Source organism: Pseudomonas benzopyrenica (assembly GCF_036884265.1).
GTDB lineage: Bacteria > Pseudomonadota > Gammaproteobacteria > Pseudomonadales > Pseudomonadaceae > Chryseomonas > Chryseomonas benzopyrenica.
The window spans coordinates 2,393,819-2,414,122 of record NZ_CP145723.1 but is presented as its reverse complement, the minus strand read 5'-3'; the positions used below and the strand labels follow the sequence as shown (position 1 = coordinate 2,414,122).

20 protein-coding genes are annotated in these 20,304 nt (G+C 63.6%); 10 read left to right on the top strand and 10 right to left on the bottom strand.

The features are described 5' to 3' along the window. Positions 1-25: 25 nt before the first annotated feature. Complete coding sequence (metH, locus tag V6W80_RS11375; protein ID WP_338547190.1) at positions 26-3,742, bottom strand: methionine synthase; 3,717 nt, start codon at positions 3,740-3,742, stop codon at positions 26-28. 227 nt (positions 3,743-3,969) lie between these two features. Here metH and V6W80_RS11370 point away from each other — a divergent pair, with 227 nt between their 5' ends. The 3 genes from V6W80_RS11370 to nfuA all read left to right on the top strand — a co-directional run bounded on the left by V6W80_RS11370 (position 3,970) and on the right by nfuA (position 6,605). After that, the gene (locus V6W80_RS11370) at positions 3,970-4,971 is read left to right on the top strand and encodes a response regulator (RefSeq protein WP_257706040.1); all 1,002 of its coding nucleotides are present in this window, start codon (positions 3,970-3,972) and stop codon (positions 4,969-4,971) included. A 2-nt stretch (positions 4,972-4,973) separates the two neighbouring features. Next, positions 4,974-5,939 carry a sensor domain-containing diguanylate cyclase gene (locus tag V6W80_RS11365; protein WP_017640577.1) on the top strand — a complete coding sequence of 322 codons (966 nt, stop codon included), beginning with the start codon at positions 4,974-4,976 and terminating at the stop codon, positions 5,937-5,939. An 81-nt stretch (positions 5,940-6,020) separates the two neighbouring features. Then, on the top strand, positions 6,021-6,605 hold the full coding sequence (gene nfuA / locus V6W80_RS11360; protein WP_064308678.1) for a Fe-S biogenesis protein NfuA: 585 nt from the start codon (positions 6,021-6,023) through the stop codon (positions 6,603-6,605). Between the two features lie 61 nt (positions 6,606-6,666). Here the strand turns inward: nfuA and V6W80_RS11355 are convergent, their stop codons facing one another. Beyond that, complete coding sequence (locus V6W80_RS11355) at positions 6,667-7,077, bottom strand: PA2817 family protein (protein WP_017640579.1); 411 nt, start codon at positions 7,075-7,077, stop codon at positions 6,667-6,669. A 142-nt stretch (positions 7,078-7,219) separates the two neighbouring features. Here V6W80_RS11355 and V6W80_RS11350 point away from each other — a divergent pair, with 142 nt between their 5' ends. From V6W80_RS11350 to queF, 3 genes are read left to right on the top strand one after another with little or no spacing between them, the layout of a single operon-like run. Beyond that, entirely contained in the window at positions 7,220-8,152 is a 933-nt protein-coding gene (locus V6W80_RS11350; RefSeq protein WP_017640580.1) for an ABC transporter ATP-binding protein, read from the top strand. Continuing rightward, a complete protein-coding gene (locus V6W80_RS11345) occupies positions 8,149-8,928 on the top strand; it encodes an ABC transporter permease (RefSeq protein ID WP_017640581.1) in 780 nt (259 codons plus the stop codon). Before V6W80_RS11350 ends, V6W80_RS11345 begins: the two co-directional genes overlap by 4 nt. Positions 8,929-8,941: 13 nt before the next feature. Beyond that, positions 8,942-9,769, top strand: a complete 828-nt coding sequence (queF, locus tag V6W80_RS11340) for an NADPH-dependent 7-cyano-7-deazaguanine reductase QueF (protein WP_338547187.1) — start codon at positions 8,942-8,944, stop codon at positions 9,767-9,769. Here the strand turns inward: queF and V6W80_RS11335 are convergent, their stop codons facing one another. After that, a complete protein-coding gene (locus tag V6W80_RS11335) occupies positions 9,770-10,033 on the bottom strand; it encodes a DUF4404 family protein (protein WP_017640583.1) in 264 nt (87 codons plus the stop codon). It abuts the gene before it with no gap. 218 nt (positions 10,034-10,251) lie between these two features. Here V6W80_RS11335 and V6W80_RS11330 point away from each other — a divergent pair, with 218 nt between their 5' ends. Continuing rightward, on the top strand, positions 10,252-10,878 hold the full coding sequence (locus tag V6W80_RS11330; protein WP_414206660.1) for an MlaA family lipoprotein: 627 nt from the start codon (positions 10,252-10,254) through the stop codon (positions 10,876-10,878). 57 nt (positions 10,879-10,935) lie between these two features. Here the strand turns inward: V6W80_RS11330 and V6W80_RS11325 are convergent, their stop codons facing one another. Further along, positions 10,936-11,235 carry a PilZ domain-containing protein gene (locus tag V6W80_RS11325; RefSeq protein ID WP_093251151.1) on the bottom strand — a complete coding sequence of 100 codons (300 nt, stop codon included), beginning with the start codon at positions 11,233-11,235 and terminating at the stop codon, positions 10,936-10,938. A 204-nt stretch (positions 11,236-11,439) separates the two neighbouring features. Here V6W80_RS11325 and rssB point away from each other — a divergent pair, with 204 nt between their 5' ends. Together rssB and rssC are read left to right on the top strand one after the other, a co-directional pair. Then, entirely contained in the window at positions 11,440-12,624 is a 1,185-nt protein-coding gene (gene rssB, locus V6W80_RS11320) for a two-component system response regulator RssB (protein WP_338547184.1), read from the top strand. Further along, positions 12,621-13,103 carry an anti-sigma factor antagonist RssC gene (gene rssC, locus V6W80_RS11315; protein ID WP_007158388.1) on the top strand — a complete coding sequence of 161 codons (483 nt, stop codon included), beginning with the start codon at positions 12,621-12,623 and terminating at the stop codon, positions 13,101-13,103. Before rssB ends, rssC begins: the two co-directional genes overlap by 4 nt. A gap of 12 nt (positions 13,104-13,115) precedes the next feature. Here rssC and tal read toward each other — a convergent pair whose 3' ends face one another. Continuing rightward, a complete protein-coding gene (gene tal, locus V6W80_RS11310; protein ID WP_064308684.1) occupies positions 13,116-14,042 on the bottom strand; it encodes a transaldolase in 927 nt (308 codons plus the stop codon). A gap of 47 nt (positions 14,043-14,089) precedes the next feature. Continuing rightward, entirely contained in the window at positions 14,090-15,100 is a 1,011-nt protein-coding gene (dusA, locus tag V6W80_RS11305; RefSeq protein ID WP_338547180.1) for a tRNA dihydrouridine(20/20a) synthase DusA, read from the bottom strand. A 102-nt stretch (positions 15,101-15,202) separates the two neighbouring features. Here dusA and V6W80_RS11300 point away from each other — a divergent pair, with 102 nt between their 5' ends. Next, on the top strand, positions 15,203-16,321 hold the full coding sequence (locus V6W80_RS11300; protein ID WP_338547179.1) for a tyrosine-type recombinase/integrase: 1,119 nt from the start codon (positions 15,203-15,205) through the stop codon (positions 16,319-16,321). Here V6W80_RS11300 and V6W80_RS11295 read toward each other — a convergent pair. The 4 genes from V6W80_RS11295 to V6W80_RS11280 form a co-directional block, all read right to left on the bottom strand. Further along, positions 16,318-16,587 (bottom strand): pyocin activator PrtN family protein, encoded by a 270-nt coding sequence (locus V6W80_RS11295; protein WP_338547177.1) that lies wholly within the window; start codon positions 16,585-16,587, stop codon positions 16,318-16,320. The genes V6W80_RS11300 and V6W80_RS11295 overlap by 4 nt on opposite strands. Before the next feature lie 3 nt (positions 16,588-16,590). Continuing rightward, complete coding sequence (locus V6W80_RS11290; RefSeq protein ID WP_338547175.1) at positions 16,591-17,130, bottom strand: BRO-N domain-containing protein; 540 nt, start codon at positions 17,128-17,130, stop codon at positions 16,591-16,593. A 2-nt stretch (positions 17,131-17,132) separates the two neighbouring features. After that, positions 17,133-17,390, bottom strand: coding sequence for a hypothetical protein (locus V6W80_RS11285; protein ID WP_338547174.1), 258 nt, complete (start codon positions 17,388-17,390; stop codon positions 17,133-17,135). 74 nt (positions 17,391-17,464) lie between these two features. Then, on the bottom strand, positions 17,465-20,302 hold the full coding sequence (locus tag V6W80_RS11280) for a toprim domain-containing protein (protein ID WP_338547172.1): 2,838 nt from the start codon (positions 20,300-20,302) through the stop codon (positions 17,465-17,467). Positions 20,303-20,304: the final 2 nt, after the last annotated feature.

The following is a 20,304-nucleotide window of genomic DNA, read 5'->3' as shown; positions in this document are numbered from 1 at the left end:
TTTGTTACCTGAGGCGTCTGCCAGCTTAGTTGTCGTACCCCAAATTCGGCGCCAACCACCGTTCCGTCACCGCCAACTCCTGCCCCTTACGCTCCGTATAGCTGCCCACCTGATCCCGGTCGATCTTGCCCACGGCGAAGTACTGGGCTTCGGGATGGGCGAAGTACCAGCCGCTGACGGCGGCGGCCGGGAACATGGCGTAGTGCTCGGTGAGGAAGACGCCACTGCGACCGGCCTCGTTGAAGCTGGCCTCGGGGTCCAGCAGCTTGAACAGGGTGGCCTTCTCGGTGTGATCGGGGCAGGCCGGATAGCCCGGGGCAGGGCGGATGCCCTTGTACTGCTCGCGGATCAGCGCCTCGTTGTCCAGGGTCTCGTCCGCGGCATAGCCCCAGTGCTCTTTGCGCACCTGCTCGTGCAACCATTCGGCGCAGGCCTCGGCGAGGCGGTCGGCGAGGGCCTTGACCATGATCGAGTTGTAGTCGTCGCCCTTGCGCTCGTAGTCCTTGGCCAGTTCCTCGGCGCCGATGCCGGCGGTGACGATGAAGCCGCCCATGTAGTCGGTCACGCCCGTTTCCTTGGGCGCGACGAAGTCAGCCAGGGACAGGTTGGGCTTGCCCTCGGGCTTGATGGTCTGCTGGCGCAGGTGGTGCAGAGTGGCCAGGGGTTGGCCGTCTTCACCATAGACTTCCAGGTCGTCGTCGCGCACCTGGTTGGCCGGCCAGAAGCCGAACACGGCGCGGGCCTTGATCAGCTTCTCGTCGATCAGCTTGCTGAGCATGGCCTGGGCATCGTCGAACAACGCGGTGGCGGCTTCACCCACCACCTCGTCGGTGAGGATGCGCGGGTACTTGCCGGCCAGGTCCCAGGAGATGAAGAAGGGTGTCCAGTCGATGTATTCGGCCAGCACCGCCAGATCGATGTCTTCCAGCACCCGGGTCCCGGTGAAGCTGGGCTTGGGCGCCTGGTAGCCGAGCCAGTTGAAGGCCGGCTTGTTGGCCACGGCCTTGGCGTAGGACAGGCGTTCGGTACGGGCGCTGCGATTGGCGGTGCGTTCGCGCACCTCGACGTAGTCGGCGCGGGTGCGCTCGACGAAGCCGGCCTTGAGTTCCTTGGAGAGCAGCTGGGTAGCCACACCCACGGCGCGTGAGGCGTCGGTGACATAGACTACGGCATCGTTCCGGTACTGCGGCTCGATCTTGACCGCGGTATGGGCCTTGGAGGTGGTGGCGCCGCCGATCATCAGGGGCAGGGTGAAGCCCTGGCGCTGCATCTCCTTGGCGACGTGGACCATCTCGTCCAGCGAGGGGGTGATCAGGCCCGACAGACCGATGATGTCGCACTTCTCGGCGATGGCGGTCTGCAGGATCTTTTCCGCCGGGACCATGACGCCCAGGTCGACGATGTCGTAGCCGTTACAACCCAGCACCACGCCGACGATGTTCTTGCCAATGTCGTGGACGTCGCCCTTGACCGTGGCCATGAGGATCTTGCCCTTGGCCTCGGGCTTGTCGCCTTTCTCCGCCTCGATGAAGGGAATCAGGTGGGCCACCGCCTGTTTCATCACCCGGGCGGACTTGACCACCTGCGGCAGGAACATCTTACCCGAGCCGAACAGGTCGCCGACCACGTTCATGCCGCTCATCAGTGGACCTTCGATGACCTCGATGGGCCGCGCGCATTGCTGGCGGCACTCCTCGGTGTCCTCGACGATATAGGTGGTGATGCCCTTGACCAAGGCATGCTCCAGTCGCTTGTCCACCGGCAGGCCGCGCCATTCCTCGGTCTCGGCTTCCTTGACCGCGCCGCCGCCCTTGTAGTCGTCGGCGATGGCCAGCAGGGCGTCGGTGCCAGCCGGGGTGCGGTTGAGCACCACGTCCTCGACCCGCTCGCGCAGGGCGGCCGGGATCTCGTCGTAGATCTCCAGCTGACCGGCGTTGACGATGCCCATGGTCAGGCCGTTCTGGATGGCGTGGTAGAGAAAGACCGAGTGGATGGCCTCGCGTACCGGGTTGTTGCCGCGGAAGGAGAAGGAGACGTTGGACACACCGCCGGAAGTCAGGGCGTAGGGCAGGTTGTCGCGGATATAGGCGCAGGCGTTGATGAAGTCGACCGCGTAGTTGTTGTGCTCCTCGATCCCGGTGGCCACGGCGAAGATGTTGGGGTCGAAGATGATGTCTTCCGGCGGAAAGCCGACCTGGTTGACCAGGATGTCGTAGGAGCGGGCGCAGATCTCGTTCTTGCGCGCCTCGGTGTCGGCCTGCCCGTCTTCGTCGAAGGCCATGACCACCACCGCCGCGCCATAGCGCTTACACAGCTTGGCGTGATGGATGAAGGCTTCGACGCCTTCCTTCATGGAGATGGAGTTGACGATGCCCTTGCCCTGGATGCACTTGAGGCCGGCCTCGATCACCTCCCACTTGGAGGAGTCGATCATGATCGGCACCCGGGAGATGTCCGGCTCGGAGGCGATCAGGTTGAGGAAGGTGACCATGGCCGCCTGCGAGTCCAGCATGCCCTCGTCCATGTTGATGTCGATGACCTGGGCGCCGGCTTCTACCTGCTGCTGGGCCACTTCCAGGGCCTCGGCATAGTTCTCTTCGCGGATCAGCCGGGCGAACTTGGCCGAGCCGGTGATGTTGGTGCGCTCACCGACGTTGACGAACAGCGACTCGCGGCTGATGGTGAAGGGCTCCAGGCCGGAGAGGCGGCAGGCCTTGGGAATCTCCGGCAGCTGGCGCGGGGCATGCCTGGCGACGGCCTCGGCGATGGCCTGGATATGCGCCGGGGTGGTGCCGCAGCAGCCGCCGACGATGTTGAGCAGGCCGCTGGCGGCGAACTCCTCCACCACCGTCGCCATCTGCTCGGGGCTTTCGTCGTATTCCCCAAAGGCGTTGGGTAGGCCGGCGTTGGGGTGGGCGGAGACGAAGGTATCGGCCTTGGTCGCCAATTCCTCGACGTAGGGCCGCAGTTCCTTGGCGCCCAGGGCGCAGTTGAGGCCGACCGAAATCGGCTGGGCGTGGCGCACCGAGTTCCAGAAGGCTTCGGTGGTCTGGCCGGACAGGGTGCGGCCAGAGGCGTCGGTGATGGTGCCGGAGATCATGATCGGCAATTCGATACCGACCTCTTCGAACACGCCCTGGACGGCGAAGATCGCCGCCTTGGCATTGAGGGTGTCGAAGATGGTCTCGATCAGGATAAGGTCGGCACCGCCCTCGATCAGGCCGCGGGTGGCCTCGGTGTAGTTTTCCACCAGCTCGTCGAAGGTGACGTTGCGATAGCCGGGGTTGTTGACGTCTGGGGAGATGGAGCAGGTCCGGCTGGTCGGGCCGAGCACCCCGGCGACGAAGCGCGGGCGATCCGGGGTCTCCAGGGTCTTGGCGTCGGCCACTTCACGAGCGACCCGGGCACCGGCCAGGTTCAGCTCATAGGTGATTTCTTCCATGCCGTAGTCGGCCTGGGAGACCCGAGTGGCATTGAAGGTGTTGGTTTCCAGGATGTCGGCGCCGGCATCCAGGTAGGCCTTTTCGATCTCGGCGATGATCTTCGGCTGGGTCAGCAGCAGGAGGTCGTTGTTGCCCTTGACGTCGCTCGGCCAGTCGGCGAAACGCCTGCCGCGGTAGTCCGCTTCCTCCAGGCGATAGCTCTGGATCATGGTGCCCATGCCGCCGTCTAGGATGAGGATGCGCTGCGCGAGGGCGTGGCGGAGGGCGGCGAGGCGAGAGCTACGATCAGTCATGGGCATTCCACAGAGATGAAGAGACGCTGGACAAAGGGTGGCAGCATAGCAAAAGCTGGCGCCCGCCCCGGTAACGGCAGTGATCCATGATGAGCAGCGCTCATGAAGGGTCCGCGAGTCTTTCATGCCAGGGATGCTTAGCGATCTAGAGCGGGCGGCGGACAAGCGCCCGAAGTGCTGCTTTACTGACAGATGACCGACGTTTACTGTGCGTCAAAACAGTGTCATGGAAGGTGGCCGTGATTCCTCTGGTGATATGCGACGACTCGAACATGGCGCGCAAGCAGCTGGTTCGCTCCCTGCCCGAAGGTTGGGGGGTATCCATCACCCAGGCCACCAATGGCGAGGAAGCCCTCACGGCGCTGCGTCAGGGACTGGGCCAGGTGATGCTGCTGGACCTGACCATGCCGATCCTGGATGGCTACGGCACCCTGGCGGCGATTCGCAACGAGGGTCTGGCGGTCAAGGTGATCGTCGTCTCCGGCGATGTCCAGGAACAGGCGGTGGCACGGGTGCGCGAACTGGGCGCTCTGGACTTCATCCGCAAGCCGGCCGATCCCACCGAACTGGCCACGGTGCTCCAGCGCCACGGTATCTATAGCCCAAGCCCGACGACTCCGGCGGAACCCGTCGCGCGTCCGGAGCTGGAAGTCAGTTTCCGCGATGCCTTCCGCGAGGTGGTCAACGTCTCCATGGGTCGCGCCGGGGCCCTGCTGGCCAAGGCGCTGGATGTCTTCGTTCAGTTGCCCATTCCCAATGTCAACATCCTGGAAGTCAGCGAGCTGCACATGACGCTGGTGGATGCACAGCGCGAGGATCGTCTCAGCGCGGTGTGCCAGGGCTACATCGGCGAGGGCATCGCCGGCGAGGCGCTGCTGATCTTCCACGACTCCGAATTCGACGACATGGCGCGCCTGGTGCGCTGGCGCGAGGCGGGGGAGTCCGGCGACATCGAGATGCTGCTGGATCTGTCGAGCATCATCATCGGCGCCTGCCTGGCCGGGATCGCCGAGCAGTTCGACATCCGCTTTTCCCAGGGCCATCCGACCATCCTCGGCCACCACGCGTCCATCGACGAGCTCATCGTCGTCAACAAGACGCGCTGGAAGAAGACCCTGGCGGTCGAACTCAGCTACAGCCTGGAAGGCCATAACGTCCACTTCGATCTGCTGCTGCTGTTCACCGAGGATTCGGTGAAGCGCATCACCCGCAAGATCGGCTACCTGATGAGTTGAGCATGGCCGCACAGATCGATATCAACGAACTCCACTGGCTGCTGGACATCGTGCAGAACATCGATGTCGGCGTGGTGGTGCTGGACCTCGACTACCGTATCGAGGTCTGGAACAGCTTCATGGAAAACCATTCCGGGCGGATCCTCAGCGAGGTCAGCCAGCAGTCGCTGTTCGCGGTCTTCGCCGAAATCGACGAGGCCTGGTTTCGCGCCAAGGCCGAAAGCGTGGTCCTGCTGGGCACCCGGGCCTTTTCCATCTGGGAACAGCGACCCTATCTGGTCCACTTCAAGAGCTACCAGCCGATCACCGGCGTGGAAGCCTTCATGTACCAGAACGTGACCCTGCTGCCGCTACGCGATTCCACCGGGGCCATCGCCCATATCTGCGTGGTGATCTACGACGTCACCGATGTCGCCATCAACAAGCGGCAACTGGAGCTGTCCAACGACAAGCTGCAGGAGCTGTCGCGCACCGATCGCCTGACCGGGCTGGCCAACCGTGGCTACTGGGAGGAACGCCTCACCGAGGAATTCGCCCGGCACCAGCGCTATGGCGGCCGCCTAGCGCTGATGATGCTCGACATCGATCACTTCAAACGCATCAACGACACCCATGGCCACGCCGTTGGCGATCAGGCGATCAAGGCGCTGGCCGGGGTGATCAAGACCCATGTGCGCAACGCCGACATCGCCGGACGCTACGGTGGCGAGGAATTCGGCGTGGTGCTGCTCGACACGGGTGTAGAAGGCGCGCGACTACTCGCCGAGCGCCTGCGCGAAGCGGTGGAGGCGATGCGTCTCGATGTGCTGGGAACGCCCATCGCCTTCACCATCAGCATTGGCCTCACCGATCTGTCGGTGCCCCTGGGCAATCACGAGCAGATGATCCAGCAGGCGGACAAGGCGCTCTACGAATCCAAGCATGCCGGGCGCAATAGGGTCACCAGCTTCGTTCAGCGTCTGGATTGAGACGATTATCCGACTGTTTCACTAGGGCTTTCGTCGAGGGGTAGGGTGGCGTAAACTTGTCACACCTGTTGAGGAGTGACCATGAGCGCCATCATCATTACCGACGCGGCTCAGGATTACCTGGCCGACCTGTTGGAAAAGCAGAATACCCCCGGGATCGGTATCCGCATCTTCATTACCCAGCCCGGCACCCAGTACGCCGAGACCTGCATCGCCTATTGCAAGCCTGGCGAGGAGAAGCCCGATGACCAGCCCATCGGCCTGAAGAGCTTTACCGCCTACCTCGATGCCATCAGCCAGCCCTTCCTGGAAGACGCCCTGGTGGACTACGCCACCGACCGCATGGGCGGCCAGCTGACCATCAAGGCGCCCAACGCCAAGGTGCCCATGGTCAACGAGGACAGCCCGCTCAACGAGCGCGTCGACTACTACCTGCAGACCGAGATCAATCCGGGGCTCGCCAGCCACGGTGGCATGGTCAGCCTGGTGGATATCGTCGACGACAACGTCGCGGTGCTGCGCTTCGGTGGCGGTTGCCAGGGCTGTGGTCAGGTCGATCTGACCCTCAAGGATGGCGTCGAGCGCACCCTGCTGGAGCGGATCCCCGAGCTCACCGCCGTGCGCGACGTCACCGACCACACCAACCGCGAAAACGCCTACTACTAGGTAGCCTGGCGTCCTGGCGGTCGCGAAGGGCTATCGAACCAATCGATAGCCCTTCGACATTTCAGTGACGCGCTGCGTCTTCCGGCAGGGCCATCAGGCGCTGCTCCTGCGCCCAGTCGAAGACTTCGCCGCGGGATTCCGCCTCATGACGACGCTCGTCCAGCCGCTGATAGAGCGCCAGCTCCTCGTCCGGCATGAAGTGCAGGCAGTCGCCGCCAAAGAACCACAGCAGGTCGCGCGGCACCCGATGGGCGATCTGCGGATAGCGGCTGAAGATCTGGCTGAGCAGGTCCTGGCCGAGATAGGCGTATTCCTCGGGCGCCTGCGGCAATCCGGCGACCAGCTCGTCGAAGCGGTCGAGGAACAGCGCGTGGTTCTCCGAGGGCACCTGCTCGGCCGCGCCAACGTCGGCCAGAACCGCACGCAGCTGGGCGAGGAGGGCGACGTGGTGGGCGAGATAGGAAGTGGCCATGGGTGTCTCCTGAAAAAGCGGCTGCGCAGTATAGGGGCACTGTCCGACGTTGTCTGGTTCGACTAGGATCGAACCTTTGCCCGCCGCCGGGGTTATAGGAAGTAGCACTTTTCTTTGCGAATCAGTTCTTGCCGGGAGGCACATGAGTCTAGCTCTCTCCATTCGTGGTCTGACCAAGACCTACAACAACGGCTTCACCGCCCTCAAGGGGATCGACCTCGATGTGGTCGAAGGTGATTTCTTCGCGCTACTCGGTCCGAACGGGGCGGGCAAATCGACCACCATCGGCATTCTCTCGACCCTGGTCAACAAGTCGGGCGGCGAGGTATCCGTGTTCGGCAACGACCTGGACAAGGATCCCGCGGGCCTCAAGCGCTGCCTGGGCGTGGTGCCCCAGGAGTTCAACTTCAACCAGTTCGAGAAGGCCTTCGACATCGTCGTCACCCAGGCTGGCTACTACGGTATTCCCGCACGCATCGCCGGTGAGCGCGCCGAGGAGTACCTCACCCAGCTCGGGCTGTGGGACAAACGCGATACGCCTTCGCGCATGCTCTCTGGCGGCATGAAGCGTCGCCTGATGATCGCTCGCGCTCTGATCCACAAACCGCGCCTGCTGATCCTCGACGAACCCACCGCCGGGGTCGACATCGAGCTGCGGCGCTCCATGTGGAGCTTCCTCACCGAACTGAACAGGCAGGGAACCAGCATCATCCTCACCACCCACTACCTCGAAGAGGCCGAGCATCTCTGCCGCAACATCGCCATCATCGACCATGGCGAGCTGGTCGAGCACACCAGCATGCGCAAGCTCCTGCAGAAGCTCAACGTCGAGACCTTCATCGTCGATGTGGTCCAGCCGCTGACGGCGGCGCCGCAGCTGGACGGCTATCCGGCCAAGCTGCTGGGCGACCACTCCTTCGAGGTGCAGATCGACAAGGCCAGTGGGGTCAACGCCCTGTTCCGCCAGTTGGACGCCGCCGGCATCCAGGTCCAGAGCCTGAGAAACAAAGCCAATCGCCTGGAGGAGCTGTTCGTCTCCCTGGTGGAAAAGAATCTAGCCAAGGTCGCCCGATGAGTACCGAATTCCAAGCCAACATGGTGGCGCTGCGGACCATCGTCCATCGCGAAGTGCGCCGCTTCACCCGTATCTGGGCACAGACGCTGCTGCCCCCGGCGATCACCATGGTTCTGTACTTCGTGATCTTCGGGAACCTGATCGGCAATCGTATCGGTGGCATGGGTGGCTTCACCTACATGCAGTACATCGTGCCGGGCCTGATCATGATGTCGGTGATCACCAACGCCTACAGCAACGTGGTCTCCAGCTTCTTCAGCAGCAAGTTCCAGCGCTCCGTGGAAGAGCTGCTGGTCTCGCCCGTGTCGCCGCACGTGATCCTCATCGGCTATGCCATGGGCGGCATCCTGCGCGGCCTGGCCGTGGCGGCCATCGTCAGCCTGCTGTCGCTGTTCTTCACCAACATGCAGGTGCACCACCTGGGCATCATGCTGCTGGTGATCGTCCTTACCGCGGCGATCTTTGCCCTGGGCGGCTTCATCAACGCCGTCTACGCGCGCAACTTCGACGACATCTCCATCGTGCCGACCTTCGTGCTGACGCCCCTGACCTACCTGGGCGGGGTCTTCTATTCCATCGACCTGCTGCCGGCCTTCTGGCAAAAGGTGTCCCTGGTCAATCCGATCCTGCACATGGTCAACGCCTTCCGCTACGGCATCCTCGGGGTGTCCGACATCCGCATCGGGGTGGCGATCGCCTTCATGCTGTTCGCCGTGGTCGTGCTTTATCTGGTCAGCATCCGTCTGCTCGTGAGCGGGCGCGGCATGCGTCATTGAGTGTCTGAGCGTCATGCATAGCGTAGAACAATCGCCCCTGGGCAAAAGCACCGAGTACGTCAGCGAATATGCGCCGACACTGCTCTATCCGATCCCGCGCGCGCCCAAGTGGGCGGAGCTGGGCCTGGACGGGCAGGATCTGCCGTTTCGCGGGGTGGATGTCTGGACCTGCTACGAGCTGTCCTGGTTGCTGCCTTCCGGCAAGCCGGTGGTGGCCATTGCCGAGTTCGCTATCCCGGCCGATTCGCCGAACATCATTGAATCCAAGTCGTTCAAGCTGTACCTCAACTCTCTGAACCAGTCGGTGTTCGCCAGCATGGCCGAACTCGAAGCCGTGCTGGTCAAAGACCTGAGCGCCGCGGCTGGTGGTCCCGTTGGCGTTAACCTGATGTCCTTGGATGATTGGGCGGCCCGTGGTGTCCAGCGCCCGAATGGCCAGTGCCTCGACGATCTGGATGTCAGTCTGGATCGCTATGCCCACCCACAGGCCGAACTGCTGAACGTGGGCGAAGCGCGGGATAGTCAGAGGTTTTACAGCCACCTGCTCAAGTCGAACTGCCCGGTCACCGGTCAGCCGGACTGGGGCACCGTGGTGGTCGAGTACGATGAGGGTCTGGCCCTGGAACCGGCCAGCCTGCTGCGCTACCTGGTCGCCTTCCGCCAACATGCGGATTTCCACGAGCAGTGCGTCGAGCGCATCTATCTGGATCTGTGGCGGCTGCTCAAGCCGGCGAAGCTGACGGTATTCGCCCGCTATGTGCGGCGTGGCGGACTGGATATCAATCCTTACCGAAGCAGTGAAGCCACCCAGCCCGCCGCGGAGCGTTACGTCCGGCAGTGATCAGATGCCCATGCTGCTCAGGCTGTTCATGATCGAGCGGAGCGTGCCGGCCATGGTCGGGTGACTGACTTCGAAACGCTCCACGGCCAGATTGACGCCTTCGACCAGGCTGCCATCCCGGGTGGCATCTTCGTTGGCCAGCTGGAATTCGATGTCCCGGATCAGCAGTTCCAGTTCTTCCCGATCCTCGGGCGAGGCGGGCGGATCCTGGTCCAACTGGTGGCGAAGGTGGTCGAGTTGTTCCTGCAGATGAGAGGTGGTCATGGGCGTTTCTCCTGTGTTCGGATTCTTTGACCGCAACGGCGGGTCAAAGATCGAGGGATAGCGCTTGGCCCTAAGCCAAAGTGGCAAAGCTATGACTATAATCGGCGCCTTTCAGGCGTCTGAGTGCAACGAGGAGAGAAGCGATGATGGTCGAGCGACGTGGTTCTAGGGTCTGGGGAGCGCTCCTTGCAACGGCCCTGACCTTTGCCGGTCAGGCCATGGCGGCCGAAGCCGAGAATCCCGATCCCTGGGAAGGCTTCAACCGCAAGATCTTCGTGTTCAACGATACCCTGGATACCTATGCCCTCAAGCCGGTCGCCCAGGGCTATCAGCGCTTCACGCCTGGCTTCGTGCAGACCGGCGTGAGCAACTTCTTCAACAACCTGGGTGACGTGCGCAACCTGGCCAACGACCTGTTGCAAGGTAAGATCGAGCACGCCGGGGTCGACACCGCGCGCCTGTTGATGAATACCACGATGGGCGGCCTCGGCCTGGTCGACGTGGCCACCAAGGCCGGCCTGCAGCGCAACGACGAAGATTTCGGCCAGACCCTGGGCAAGTGGGGCGCAACCAGCGGTCCCTACCTGGTCCTGCCGTTCTTCGGCCCCAGCAGCGTGCGTGACGGCCTCGGTCGCATCCCGGACAGCTACACCAGCGCCTATCCCTATGTGGACGACGTCGCCGTGCGCAACAGCGCCTTCGCCCTCAGCACCGTCGATACCCGGGCCGGTCTCCTGCAGGCCGAGCGCCTGATCACCGGGGACAAGTACGTGTTCATTCGCAACGCCTATTTGCAGACCCGCGAATTCAAGGTCAAGGATGGTCAGGTGGTCGACGACTTCTAGTCCCGGCCCCAATAAAAAAGGCAGCCCAGGGGCTGCCTTTTTTATTGGCCGCAGTAGTTAGCGCATTTCCAGCACGGACAGGCCCAGCAGCTGCTTGCCCGAATCGGTGGCCTGGACGCGCAGGACCTCGGCGTCCGCTTCCAGGCCGGGGAGTTCGGCATGGCTGGAGGGGATGAGCACGGTCACCTTGTCGCCGACCTGCAGGCTGGTGGCGGCCTCAATCTGGAAACCGGTGCTGGACAGATCGACGCAGCGCGCCTCGAAGGAGGCATCGCCGACCTTCAGTATGGCTTTGGAGTCGACGTGCATGCGAATGAAGTCGCGCTTTTCACTGTAAGAACGGTCAATGGTACTCATGGCAATCCTACTGCTTGGGAGGATGGATGGCGGGTTGCTGGAGGTATAAACTCCATAATGGCACCCTGTAAAGAATTTCCATCCGGTTGGCAAGCTTGAACGCCCCGGTGGATGGGAGTAGTGTCTCCGCCGTGTCGTAATCACCGTGGCCCGTGTCGGATAGTGTCCGCCGGTTTGCCGTTCGGGTGCATGCCTGGATCCTCTATGTCTAATTCGCCTGCCACGCTCCTGATCATTGACGATGACGAGGTGGTTCGCCTCAGTCTCGCCGACTATCTCGAAGACAGTGGCTTCAATGTCCTGCAGGCCAGCAATGGCCAGCAGGGCCTGGAAATATTCGAGCGCGAACAGCCTGACCTCATCATCTGCGACCTGCGCATGCCGCAGGTCGACGGACTGACGCTGCTGCGCCGCATCAGCGAGCTGTCCATCGATACGCCCGTGCTGGTGCTGTCCGGCGCCGGCGTCATGAGCGACGTCGTGGAAGCCCTGCGCCTGGGCGCCGCCGATTACCTGATCAAGCCGCTGGAAGACTTGATGGTGCTAGAGCACTCGGTCAATCGCGCCCTAGATCGCGCCCGCCTGCGCCTGGAAAACGATCGCTACCGGGTCAAGCTGGAAAACACCAATCGCGAGCTGCAGGCCAGCCTGAGCCTCCTGCAGGAAGACCAGAACGCCGGGCGCCACGTGCAGATGAACATGTTGCCGGTGACGCCCTGGGAAACCGAGGGGCTGCATTTCGCCCACGAGATCATCCCCTCGCTGTACCTGTCCGGCGATTTCGTCGACTACTTTCGCATCGACGAGCACCGCGTCGCCTTCTACCTGGCCGACGTCTCCGGCCATGGCGCCTCGTCGGCCTTCGTGACCGTGCTGCTCAAGTTCATGACCACGCGGCTGCTCTATGAGTCCAAGCGCAACGGCACGCTGCCCGAATTCAAGCCCTCGGATGTGCTCGGTCACATCAACAGGGGTCTACTGGATTGCAAATTGGGCAAGCACGTGACCATGCTGGGTGGCGTCATCGACGAAACCACGGGTACCCTGGCGTACAGCATCGGTGGTCATCTGCCCTTGCCGGTCCTGCATACCCTGGAAGAAACCCGCTTCCTGGTCGGCAAGGGGCTGCCGGTCGGCCTGTTCCAGGAGGCGACCTACAATGACCACCAGATGGATCTGCCCGAGCGTTTCAGCCTGACCCTCTTTTCGGATGGCATCTTCGACCTGCTGCCGGGAGACAATTTGAAAGAGAAAGAACACAGCTTGCCCGATTACGTCCGCCGCGCCGGCGGTACACTGGCAGGCCTGAGCGAAGCCCTGGATCTGGCATCCGTTACCGAGATGCCTGACGATATCGCTTTGCTGGTGTTGAGCAGGAACCTGGCATGAGCACCGGAAAAATCCAATTTGCCGAGCAGGATGGCACCTTCGTCCTGAAGTTTACCGGCGAGGTGCGTCTGACCCTGTGCTCGGCGCTGGACGCGACCATCGAACACATCTTCTCGTCGTTGAATTTCTCGTCCATCGTCATCGACCTGACCGAGACGCAGAGCATTGACAGCACCACCCTGGGCCTTTTGGCCAAGCTGTCGATCCTGTCGCGGCAGCGCATCGGGCTGCTGCCCATGCTGACCACCAACAACCCGGACATCCTGCGCCTGCTGGATTCCATGGGTTTCGACCAGGTGTTCAACATCGTCGAGACGGTCCTGCCTTGCCCGGATTGCCTGACCGACCTGCCACCGCAGGATCAGTCCGAAGCCGAGGTGCGCAGTCGCGTGCTGGAAGCCCATCGGGTGTTGATGGGCCTCAATGAATCCAATCGCAATGCATTTCGCGATCTGGTCAGTGCCCTCGAAAGGCACTGACCACGCTCCGGCTTAGCGCTTGCCGGGCAGCAGCACTTCCAGCTTTTCCTGATCCCGCGCGAACTGGCGAATGCCTTCAGCCAGCTTCTCGGTGGCCATGGCGTCTTCGTTGTGCGCCCAGCGGAAGGCAGCCTCGTTCAGCTGCTGCTTGGGTTCGCCACCGGTGCTGTCGGCGGTCAGTACGCGTGGCAGGTCGCCCTGGGCTTCCGACAGCTGCTGCAGCAATTCGGGGCTGATGGTCAGGCGGTCGCAGCCTGCCAGCTGCTCGATCTGGTTCAGGTTGCGGAAGCTGGCACCCATCACCACGGTCTCGTAGCCATTGGCCTTGTAGTACTGGTAGATACGGGTCACGGACTTCACGCCCGGGTCTTCGGCGCCTTCGTAGTCACGGCCTTCGGCCTTCTTGTACCAGTCGTAGATGCGACCGACGAAGGGCGAGATCAGGAACACACCGGCGTCGGCGCAGGCCGCGGCCTGGGCGAAGGAGAACAGCAGGGTCAGGTTGGTCTGGATGCCTTCCTTTTCCAGTTGCTCGGCCGCGCGGATGCCTTCCCAGGTGGAGGCGATCTTGATCAGTACGCGGTCCTTGCCGATGCCGGCCTTCTCGTACAGCTCGATCAGGCGATGGGCGCGATCCAGAGTGGCGCCGGTGTCGAAGGACAGGCGCGCGTCCACCTCGGTGGAGATGCGGCCGGGGATCAGCTTGAGGATCTCACCACCGACGGCGACGGCGAAGCGATCGCAGGCCAGGCCGATGTCACCGCCGGCGCCGCTGAAGGCGGCTTGCAGGTGTTCTTCGTAGCGGGGCAGGGCAGCGGCCTTGAGCAGCAGCGAGGGATTGGTGGTGGCGTCGTAGGGCTTGAGGCGGGCGATGGCGTCCAGATCGCCGGTATCGGCGACGACCGTGGTGTATTGCTTGAGTTGTTCCAGCTTGCTCATGGCAGGTCTTTCCTTCGGTTAACGAATGGACATCGTGGAGACGTGACTCAGTGGCCTCTGAGAAGTTCAGTGGCCTCGTCATACAGGCGCAGCGGTTCAGGGCTGCGATGCAGATCGGTGGACAGCAGTTGCCGGAAGCGCCGCGCGCCGGGAAATCCCTGCGCCAGGCCCAGAACATGGCGGGTGACGTGGTGGATGAGACCACCCTGTTGCAGATGTGCCTCGACATAGGGCCGCAGCCGCAGCATGACTTCATGGCGAGTCAGTGGCGGACGGTCGCAACCGTAGAGCGCCGCGTCCACCTCGGCCAGCAGGTAGGGATTCTGGTAGGCCTCGCGACCCAGCATTACCCCATCGAAGACCGCCAGCTGCTCGCGGCAGGTGTCCAGGGTCTTGATCCCGCCATTCAAGATGAATTCGAGATCCGGAAAATCCTGCACCAGCTGCGCGGCCACGTCGTAGCGCAGCGGCGGGATCTCGCGATTCTGCTTGGGCGACAGTCCTTCGAGGATGGCGATGCGCGCATGCACGGTGAAGCTGCGGCAACCGGCCTCGGCGACCTGGCCGACGAAATCCCGCAAAGCCTCGTAGCTGTCGCGCCCGGAGATGCCGATACGGTGCTTGACCGTCACCGGGATGGCCACGGCATCGCGCATTGCCTTGACGCTGTCGGCCACCCGCTCGGGATAGGCCATCAGGCAGGCGCCGATCATGTTGTTCTGCACCCGGTCGCTGGGGCAGCCGACATTCAGGTTGATCTCGTCATAACCCGCCTGCTCACCCAGCCGCGCCGCAGCAGCCAGCTCGGCTGGCACGCTGCCGCCCAGCTGCAGCGCCAGGGGATGCTCGGTCTCGTCATGCCGCAAGAACCGCTGGGCATCGCCATGCAGCAGGGCACCGGTGGTGACCATCTCGGTATAGAGCAGGGCATGCTGGGACAGCAGTCGGTGGAAATAACGGCAGTGACGATCCGTCCAGTCCATCATGGGCGCCACGGAAAAGCGGCGGGACGGCTCAGGGCGCGTGGTTGCTGGGTTTGAGGCGGTTTCGGCAAGCATCTGGGTACGTCTGTTCTAGGCCCGTTTTGCTACATTTCAGCCTGTTTTTAGAGGTGCGTTGCTACAATGTAGCAACGGCAATCAGGGATGTAGCAAATCGAAATGGGGACGATAACTTCACGCCGCCGGAGGGATGGCAGCACGGGCTATACGGCCCAGGTCCGCATCATGCGGGATGGAGTCCGAGTCTATCAGGAAACCCAAACATTCGACCGGAAGCAGACCGCCCAGGCGTGGGTGAAAAAGCGGGAAACGGAACTGGCGCATCCTGGCGCGCTGGAAAGGGCCGCGCGGGGCGGGGCGACCGTGAGGCAGATGATCGCCAGGTACCTGGAGCAGTATGGCGGCGCCCTCGGCCGGACCAAGGAAGCGACGCTCAAGGCCATCGGCGAGACCTGGCTGGGCGACCTGCAGGACCGCGACCTCACCAGCCAGCGCCTGGTGGAGTACGGGCAGTGGCGAATGGGCGCCGAGGGCGGTGCGGTGCAGGCGCAGACGGTGGGCAATGACCTCTCGCACCTGGCGGCCGTGCTGTCGATCGCGCGGCCGGCCTGGGGCTACGAGATTGACCCGCACGCCATGGCTGATGCCCGCCGGGTGTTGAAGAAAATGGGCATGGTCAGCAAGAGCAAGGAGCGCGACCGGCGGCCAGAGCTGCGGGAGCTGGACCTGCTGATGGAACACTTCTTCGAGATGCAGCGGCGCCGGCCGGCGTCGATCAACATGCCCAAGGTGATCGCCTTCGCCATCTTCTCCACCCGCCGCCAGGAGGAGATCACGCGGATCCGCTGGGACGACCTAGACGAACGCCGGCAGGCGGTGCTGGTGCGCGACATGAAGAATCCAGGGCAGAAGATCGGCAACCACGTCTGGTGCCATCTGCCGGATGAGGCTTGGGCCATCGTCCAGTCGATGCCGCGTGAGTGCGAGCGGATCTTTCCCTACAACGGCGACTCCATCTCCGCGTCTTTCACCCGGGCCTGCCAGTTCCTGGAACTGCAGGATCTGCGCTTCCACGACCTGCGCCACGATGGGGTGAGCCGGCTGTTCGAGATGGACTGGGACATCCCGCGGGTGGCCAGCGTGTCGGGCCATCGCGACTGGAATTCGATGCGACGCTATACGCACCTGAGAGGCCAGGGCGATCCCTATGCGGGATGGCCCTGGCTGGAGAGGATCATCGCGGCGCCGGTGGTGCTCGGCGCGCGCGTCCCGGGCTAGCGTGCTCGGTTGTGCAGCTTGTCGTTCTCGAGGACGGCCCGCTCGCGCTGCAGGTCCAGGTAGCGGGCGAGATCGGTGAGGTGCACGCCCTGGGCGGCCTTCTGGCTGTTCTCGATCCGCACCAGCGGCAGGTCGATGACGCCGGCGACGATCTTGCTACGGAGCTTTGTCGGCGTCAGGTGGCTGAAATAGTCGGTGCAGAGGCGCTCCAGCGGTACCACCACGGCGCCCTGGTACTGGGCCATGAGCAGGAAGAGTGTGTTCAAGGGTCACACCCCCAACGGCAGTTGCTGGTGGTCCTTGCCCAGCAGGGCCAGGTCTGGCATCGGTCTGCCTACCAGGTTGCAGAGGTCTCGCAGCTCGCCAATGAAGAGCTGGCGGGCGAAAGCGTCCTTGGTGCCAACCAGGTGCTGGGTGAGCTTGCCGATCTGCCGGGAGTAGGCTGCGCGCTGCGGACCGGGGACGGTACCGAAAAAGCCTTGCTTGCGGATGGAGGGCAGTACCTCACCGCAGACCCATTCGGCAAACGCCTGTGCCTCCGGTTTACGAGAGGCGAAAGCAGTCTGATAGATGGCGGGTTCTGAGATGAAAATGACCTCCTGACCCCCGCCAGGGGTCTTGCAGTAGCAGACCCCTTGCCACTTTTCGGGGGTGTTTTTCAGGCTGCCGGACGCGCCTTTCCAGACGATGCCAAGCACCTCGTATACATCCTTGGCGCAGAACCACACCTCGCCATCCGCTCCGATGGCGGTACGGACGTCGCGCTCGGCGAACTGGAAGGCATTGCTGATGAGACTGAGGTTGTTCATGGTCATTCTCCCTTTCCCATGTGCTGCTGGGCCGGCTTGGCCAAGGTGGTGTTGATGATGTCGGCGTCCTCCTGCTTCAGGGCGCCGAGGACGTTGGCCATGCTGGCCAGGGCGAGGAGGTGGATGCGATCGCCCAGGGTGTTGCTGACCTGGTAGCGGATGAGCGCCTCGCCGAGCAGGGCGGTGGCTCGGTACCGGCGGACGAGGGTCGGGTGGAGCGTGATAGGCTGTTGAGTGCTGCTGCTCTGAGTCATTGGCATGATGAATCTCCAGGGGTGGTGGCAGGGCCTGGGGGAGTTACAGCTCTCCCGGGCCTTTTCGTTTCCGGTGTCTGTCAGCGGTTTCTGCTGGCCTTGTCCGTAGGTTGGTAGTGGGGGTTGCTGAAGACCCAGCAGCGGACCTTGCTGGGGCGGTTGTCGAGAGGCGCAGCAGCGCGCTGCAGCTCGCGGATACGGCTGTCGACGGCCTTGTTGTCGAGGTAGCGGAACTGGCGGGAATCCTTGAGCAGCTCGCGCAGGGTGCTCATGTCGGCCAGGCGCTGACGGTGCTCGGCGGCGCGCTCGATGAATTCGTTGAGGTTGATGGCCACCTCAGCCGGGTTCTTGCTGTGGTTGACGACCGGGTTTTCGCTGAGCGATTGGAGGTAGTCGTAGACCTGCCAGAATTCGGTGACGACGGGGTTGTCCGCGCTGATGGCTGCCTGCCGTTCCAGGGCGATGCGAACGATGGTGCGCTGGGTCTGGCTGACCATGCCGGCGGGGATGTCCACTACCAGGGCGAGGCAGTCGAGCAGGGCGAGGAACATGGCGTGGTTCTTCACGATCCGCTCGATGCGCAGGTGGCCGACGAGGTCGCTCTGGCAGCTACTGCAGCGATGGCTGTCACCGGTCAGGCGGGTGCCGCAGCAGAAGCAGGTGTCGCCCAGGCGGCGCAGCCTGGCTTCGTACTGCGGGAAGAGCTCATGGAAGCGGGCCAGCACCTCGGCCTCCTTACGGGTAGCCCGCAGCAGGAAGTGGCTCAGGGCCTCGCCGTCCATGCGGCTCAGGGTGTCGGCCGCGGCGCGGCTCTCGTCGGTCAGCACGGGGCGGGTGAAGTGCAGCTTCACGATCCGGGTGAGGATGGCCTCGGAGGCGCTGACGGGGGCGTTCTGGCTGATAGCGATGGTGCCGCGGAAGGGCGGCTCGTAGGTCTCGTTGCCCGCTGTCTTCATGCCGCGGGTGCGCAGGGTGCCGCCGCCGAAAAAGTCCTTCAGCTCGTCCCAGTCGAAGCTCTTGGCGTGGGCCTTCTCCGGGTCGTTGCGATCGCCCTCGATCAGCACGATGGGCATGCCGGCGACCTGGCCCATGGCGCGGCTGCGGCCGGCCGTGGAGGACTTGGACGGGTCGAAGCCTTCGTAGCCGGCCCGGCCGAACAACTTCCAGAGAAAGGTCAGCAGGGTGGTCTTGCCGGCGCCGGCCTCGCCGGTGGCTTCCAGAAAGGGGAAGGACTGGTAGCGGGCGCGGATCTGCTCGGCGAACAGCGAGCCGAACCAGAAGGTGAGGGCGGTCAGGCCGTTGGCGCCGAAGCAGGTCCAGAGCAGCGGCAGCCAGTCGCTGCGGTAGTCGCCAGCGGCGGGGTTGGGCTTGAGGCCGATGGTCTTCTGCAGGGTCTTGAGGCGCAGCTTGCCGAAGTCGAAGTAGTCCTCGTCGTTGACCTGGTGCAGCTGGCCCTCGCGCACCGCCAGGTCGCCGAAGACATAGCAGCCGTGCTCTCGGCTGTAGCCGACGTAGTCCATGGTCTCCACGGTTTTCAGGCCGAAGAGCTGGTCCTTCATGATCTTGTCCAGCTGGGTGCCGCTGCCGGTGAAGACGGCGCCGGCGGCCATGCTGAGCAGGCGCTTCTTGAACTCGCTCGCGGCGGCGACTTGGGCCCCGGTGAAGGTGTTCTTCACCGGGGCGCCGTCGTGGGGAAACTCGACGCGGAAGTAGTACCAGGACTCGTCGGTGACCTCGTTGCGCTGGAAGTACAGCGCCTGGGGCGCGCAGTTGGCGATCTCTACCACATTGCCGGCCAGGCGCATGGCCTTGTCGCGCTGCTGCTTGGTGGTCAGCTCGCGGTCTTCGTCGCGCTCGGACTCCTCGAGGTGGGTGAGGGCCTTGTTGTACTTGTCCAGGTCGAGCTTGAACCAGTAGAGCCGGCTCTCGAAGGTGAAGTGGAATTCGTGGCGCTCGCGCCATTCGTACATCAGCACCGCCTTCTCCGCGGCGGTGTCGGCCAGCAGCAGGGCGCCATGGTAGCGCGCCTCCTTGAGGTCCTGGCCGCGGCGCTCCTCGCGCTTCGCCTGGTCCTGCTCGAAGGCCCACCGCTGGTGCAGGTCGTTCCAGTCGACCTTGCGGGGGCCCGGTTGCGGGATCTGCGCAGCCTCGCAGTTGAAGCCCAGCTCGCGGGCCTGGCGCGCCCAGCGGCGGGTGTAGCGGTGGGCACCGGGCTCGTTGTCCAGGGCCCAGACCAGCTTGGGCAGATTGCCGGCGCGGGCGGTGGCCAGGTACTTAAGCGACTGCTCCGGGTAGGCGTTGCTGCTCATGGCCGAGACGGCGGCGATGCCCTGATGGGTCAGGGCGATGGCGTCGAAGATGCCTTCGACGATCCAGAGCTCCTTGACCGTCTGCAGGTCCAGGCTCGGCGGGCACCACCAGACGCCGCGGTAGCTGGTGCCGGGTTGGAAGCGGGCCTTCTGCTTGCCGAAGCGCGCCGGGCGATCGATCAGCCGTTCCCAGTAGCCGCCCTTGTCGAGCTGGAAGCGCACGGTGGCCGAGCCGATGCCCTGGGCGCGGTCCCAGTAGTTCTCCTGGGTGTACCAGCCCTTGATCAGGCCCAGGTCGAAGCCGCGGGCGAACTGGAGGTAGCCGTCGGCGCTGGCGGCCGGGGCGTCTTGGGTCGGCTTGAATCGTTCGGACCAGTCTTCGAAGAGGTCGCTGTACAGCTCCTTGACGTGCCAGGTCTGGCCGCACTTGGCTTCGCGGCCGCATTTGAGCACCCAGGGCGCGCGGTGATCGGTGAAGAGCTCGCGCTTGTGGCAGGCCGGGCACTCGCCCTTGCGCATGTAGTTCGTCCCGGCGATGTGCCGCATCCCGAGGTCACCCTCGAGGCGCTGCAGGACGTCGGCGCGGAGCTTGTGATCCATCTGGTACATGC

Bases quoted from the DNA above. Each gene is read 5' to 3' on its own strand.
- V6W80_RS11280 (WP_338547172.1), bottom strand. From the start codon at position 20,302: ATGTACCAGATGGATCACAAGCTCCGCGCCGACGTCCTGCAGCGCCTC.
- V6W80_RS11290 (WP_338547175.1), bottom strand. From the start codon at position 17,130: ATGAACAACCTCAGTCTCATCAGCAATGCCTTCCAGTTCGCCGAGCGC.
- V6W80_RS11350 (WP_017640580.1), top strand. From the start codon at position 7,220: ATGAGTCTAGCTCTCTCCATTCGTGGTCTGACCAAGACCTACAACAAC.
- V6W80_RS11300 (WP_338547179.1), top strand. From the start codon at position 15,203: ATGGGGACGATAACTTCACGCCGCCGGAGGGATGGCAGCACGGGCTAT.
- metH (WP_338547190.1), bottom strand. From the start codon at position 3,742: ATGCCCATGACTGATCGTAGCTCTCGCCTCGCCGCCCTCCGCCACGCC.
- dusA (WP_338547180.1), bottom strand. From the start codon at position 15,100: ATGCTTGCCGAAACCGCCTCAAACCCAGCAACCACGCGCCCTGAGCCG.
- queF (WP_338547187.1), top strand. From the start codon at position 8,942: ATGCATAGCGTAGAACAATCGCCCCTGGGCAAAAGCACCGAGTACGTC.
- tal (WP_064308684.1), bottom strand. From the start codon at position 14,042: ATGAGCAAGCTGGAACAACTCAAGCAATACACCACGGTCGTCGCCGAT.
- V6W80_RS11335 (WP_017640583.1), bottom strand. From the start codon at position 10,033: ATGACCACCTCTCATCTGCAGGAACAACTCGACCACCTTCGCCACCAG.
- V6W80_RS11285 (WP_338547174.1), bottom strand. From the start codon at position 17,390: ATGCCAATGACTCAGAGCAGCAGCACTCAACAGCCTATCACGCTCCAC.
- V6W80_RS11325 (WP_093251151.1), bottom strand. From the start codon at position 11,235: ATGAGTACCATTGACCGTTCTTACAGTGAAAAGCGCGACTTCATTCGC.
- rssC (WP_007158388.1), top strand. From the start codon at position 12,621: ATGAGCACCGGAAAAATCCAATTTGCCGAGCAGGATGGCACCTTCGTC.
- V6W80_RS11355 (WP_017640579.1), bottom strand. From the start codon at position 7,077: ATGGCCACTTCCTATCTCGCCCACCACGTCGCCCTCCTCGCCCAGCTG.
- V6W80_RS11330 (WP_414206660.1), top strand. From the start codon at position 10,252: ATGGCGGCCGAAGCCGAGAATCCCGATCCCTGGGAAGGCTTCAACCGC.
- V6W80_RS11365 (WP_017640577.1), top strand. From the start codon at position 4,974: ATGGCCGCACAGATCGATATCAACGAACTCCACTGGCTGCTGGACATC.
- V6W80_RS11345 (WP_017640581.1), top strand. From the start codon at position 8,149: ATGAGTACCGAATTCCAAGCCAACATGGTGGCGCTGCGGACCATCGTC.
- nfuA (WP_064308678.1), top strand. From the start codon at position 6,021: ATGAGCGCCATCATCATTACCGACGCGGCTCAGGATTACCTGGCCGAC.
- rssB (WP_338547184.1), top strand. From the start codon at position 11,440: ATGTCTAATTCGCCTGCCACGCTCCTGATCATTGACGATGACGAGGTG.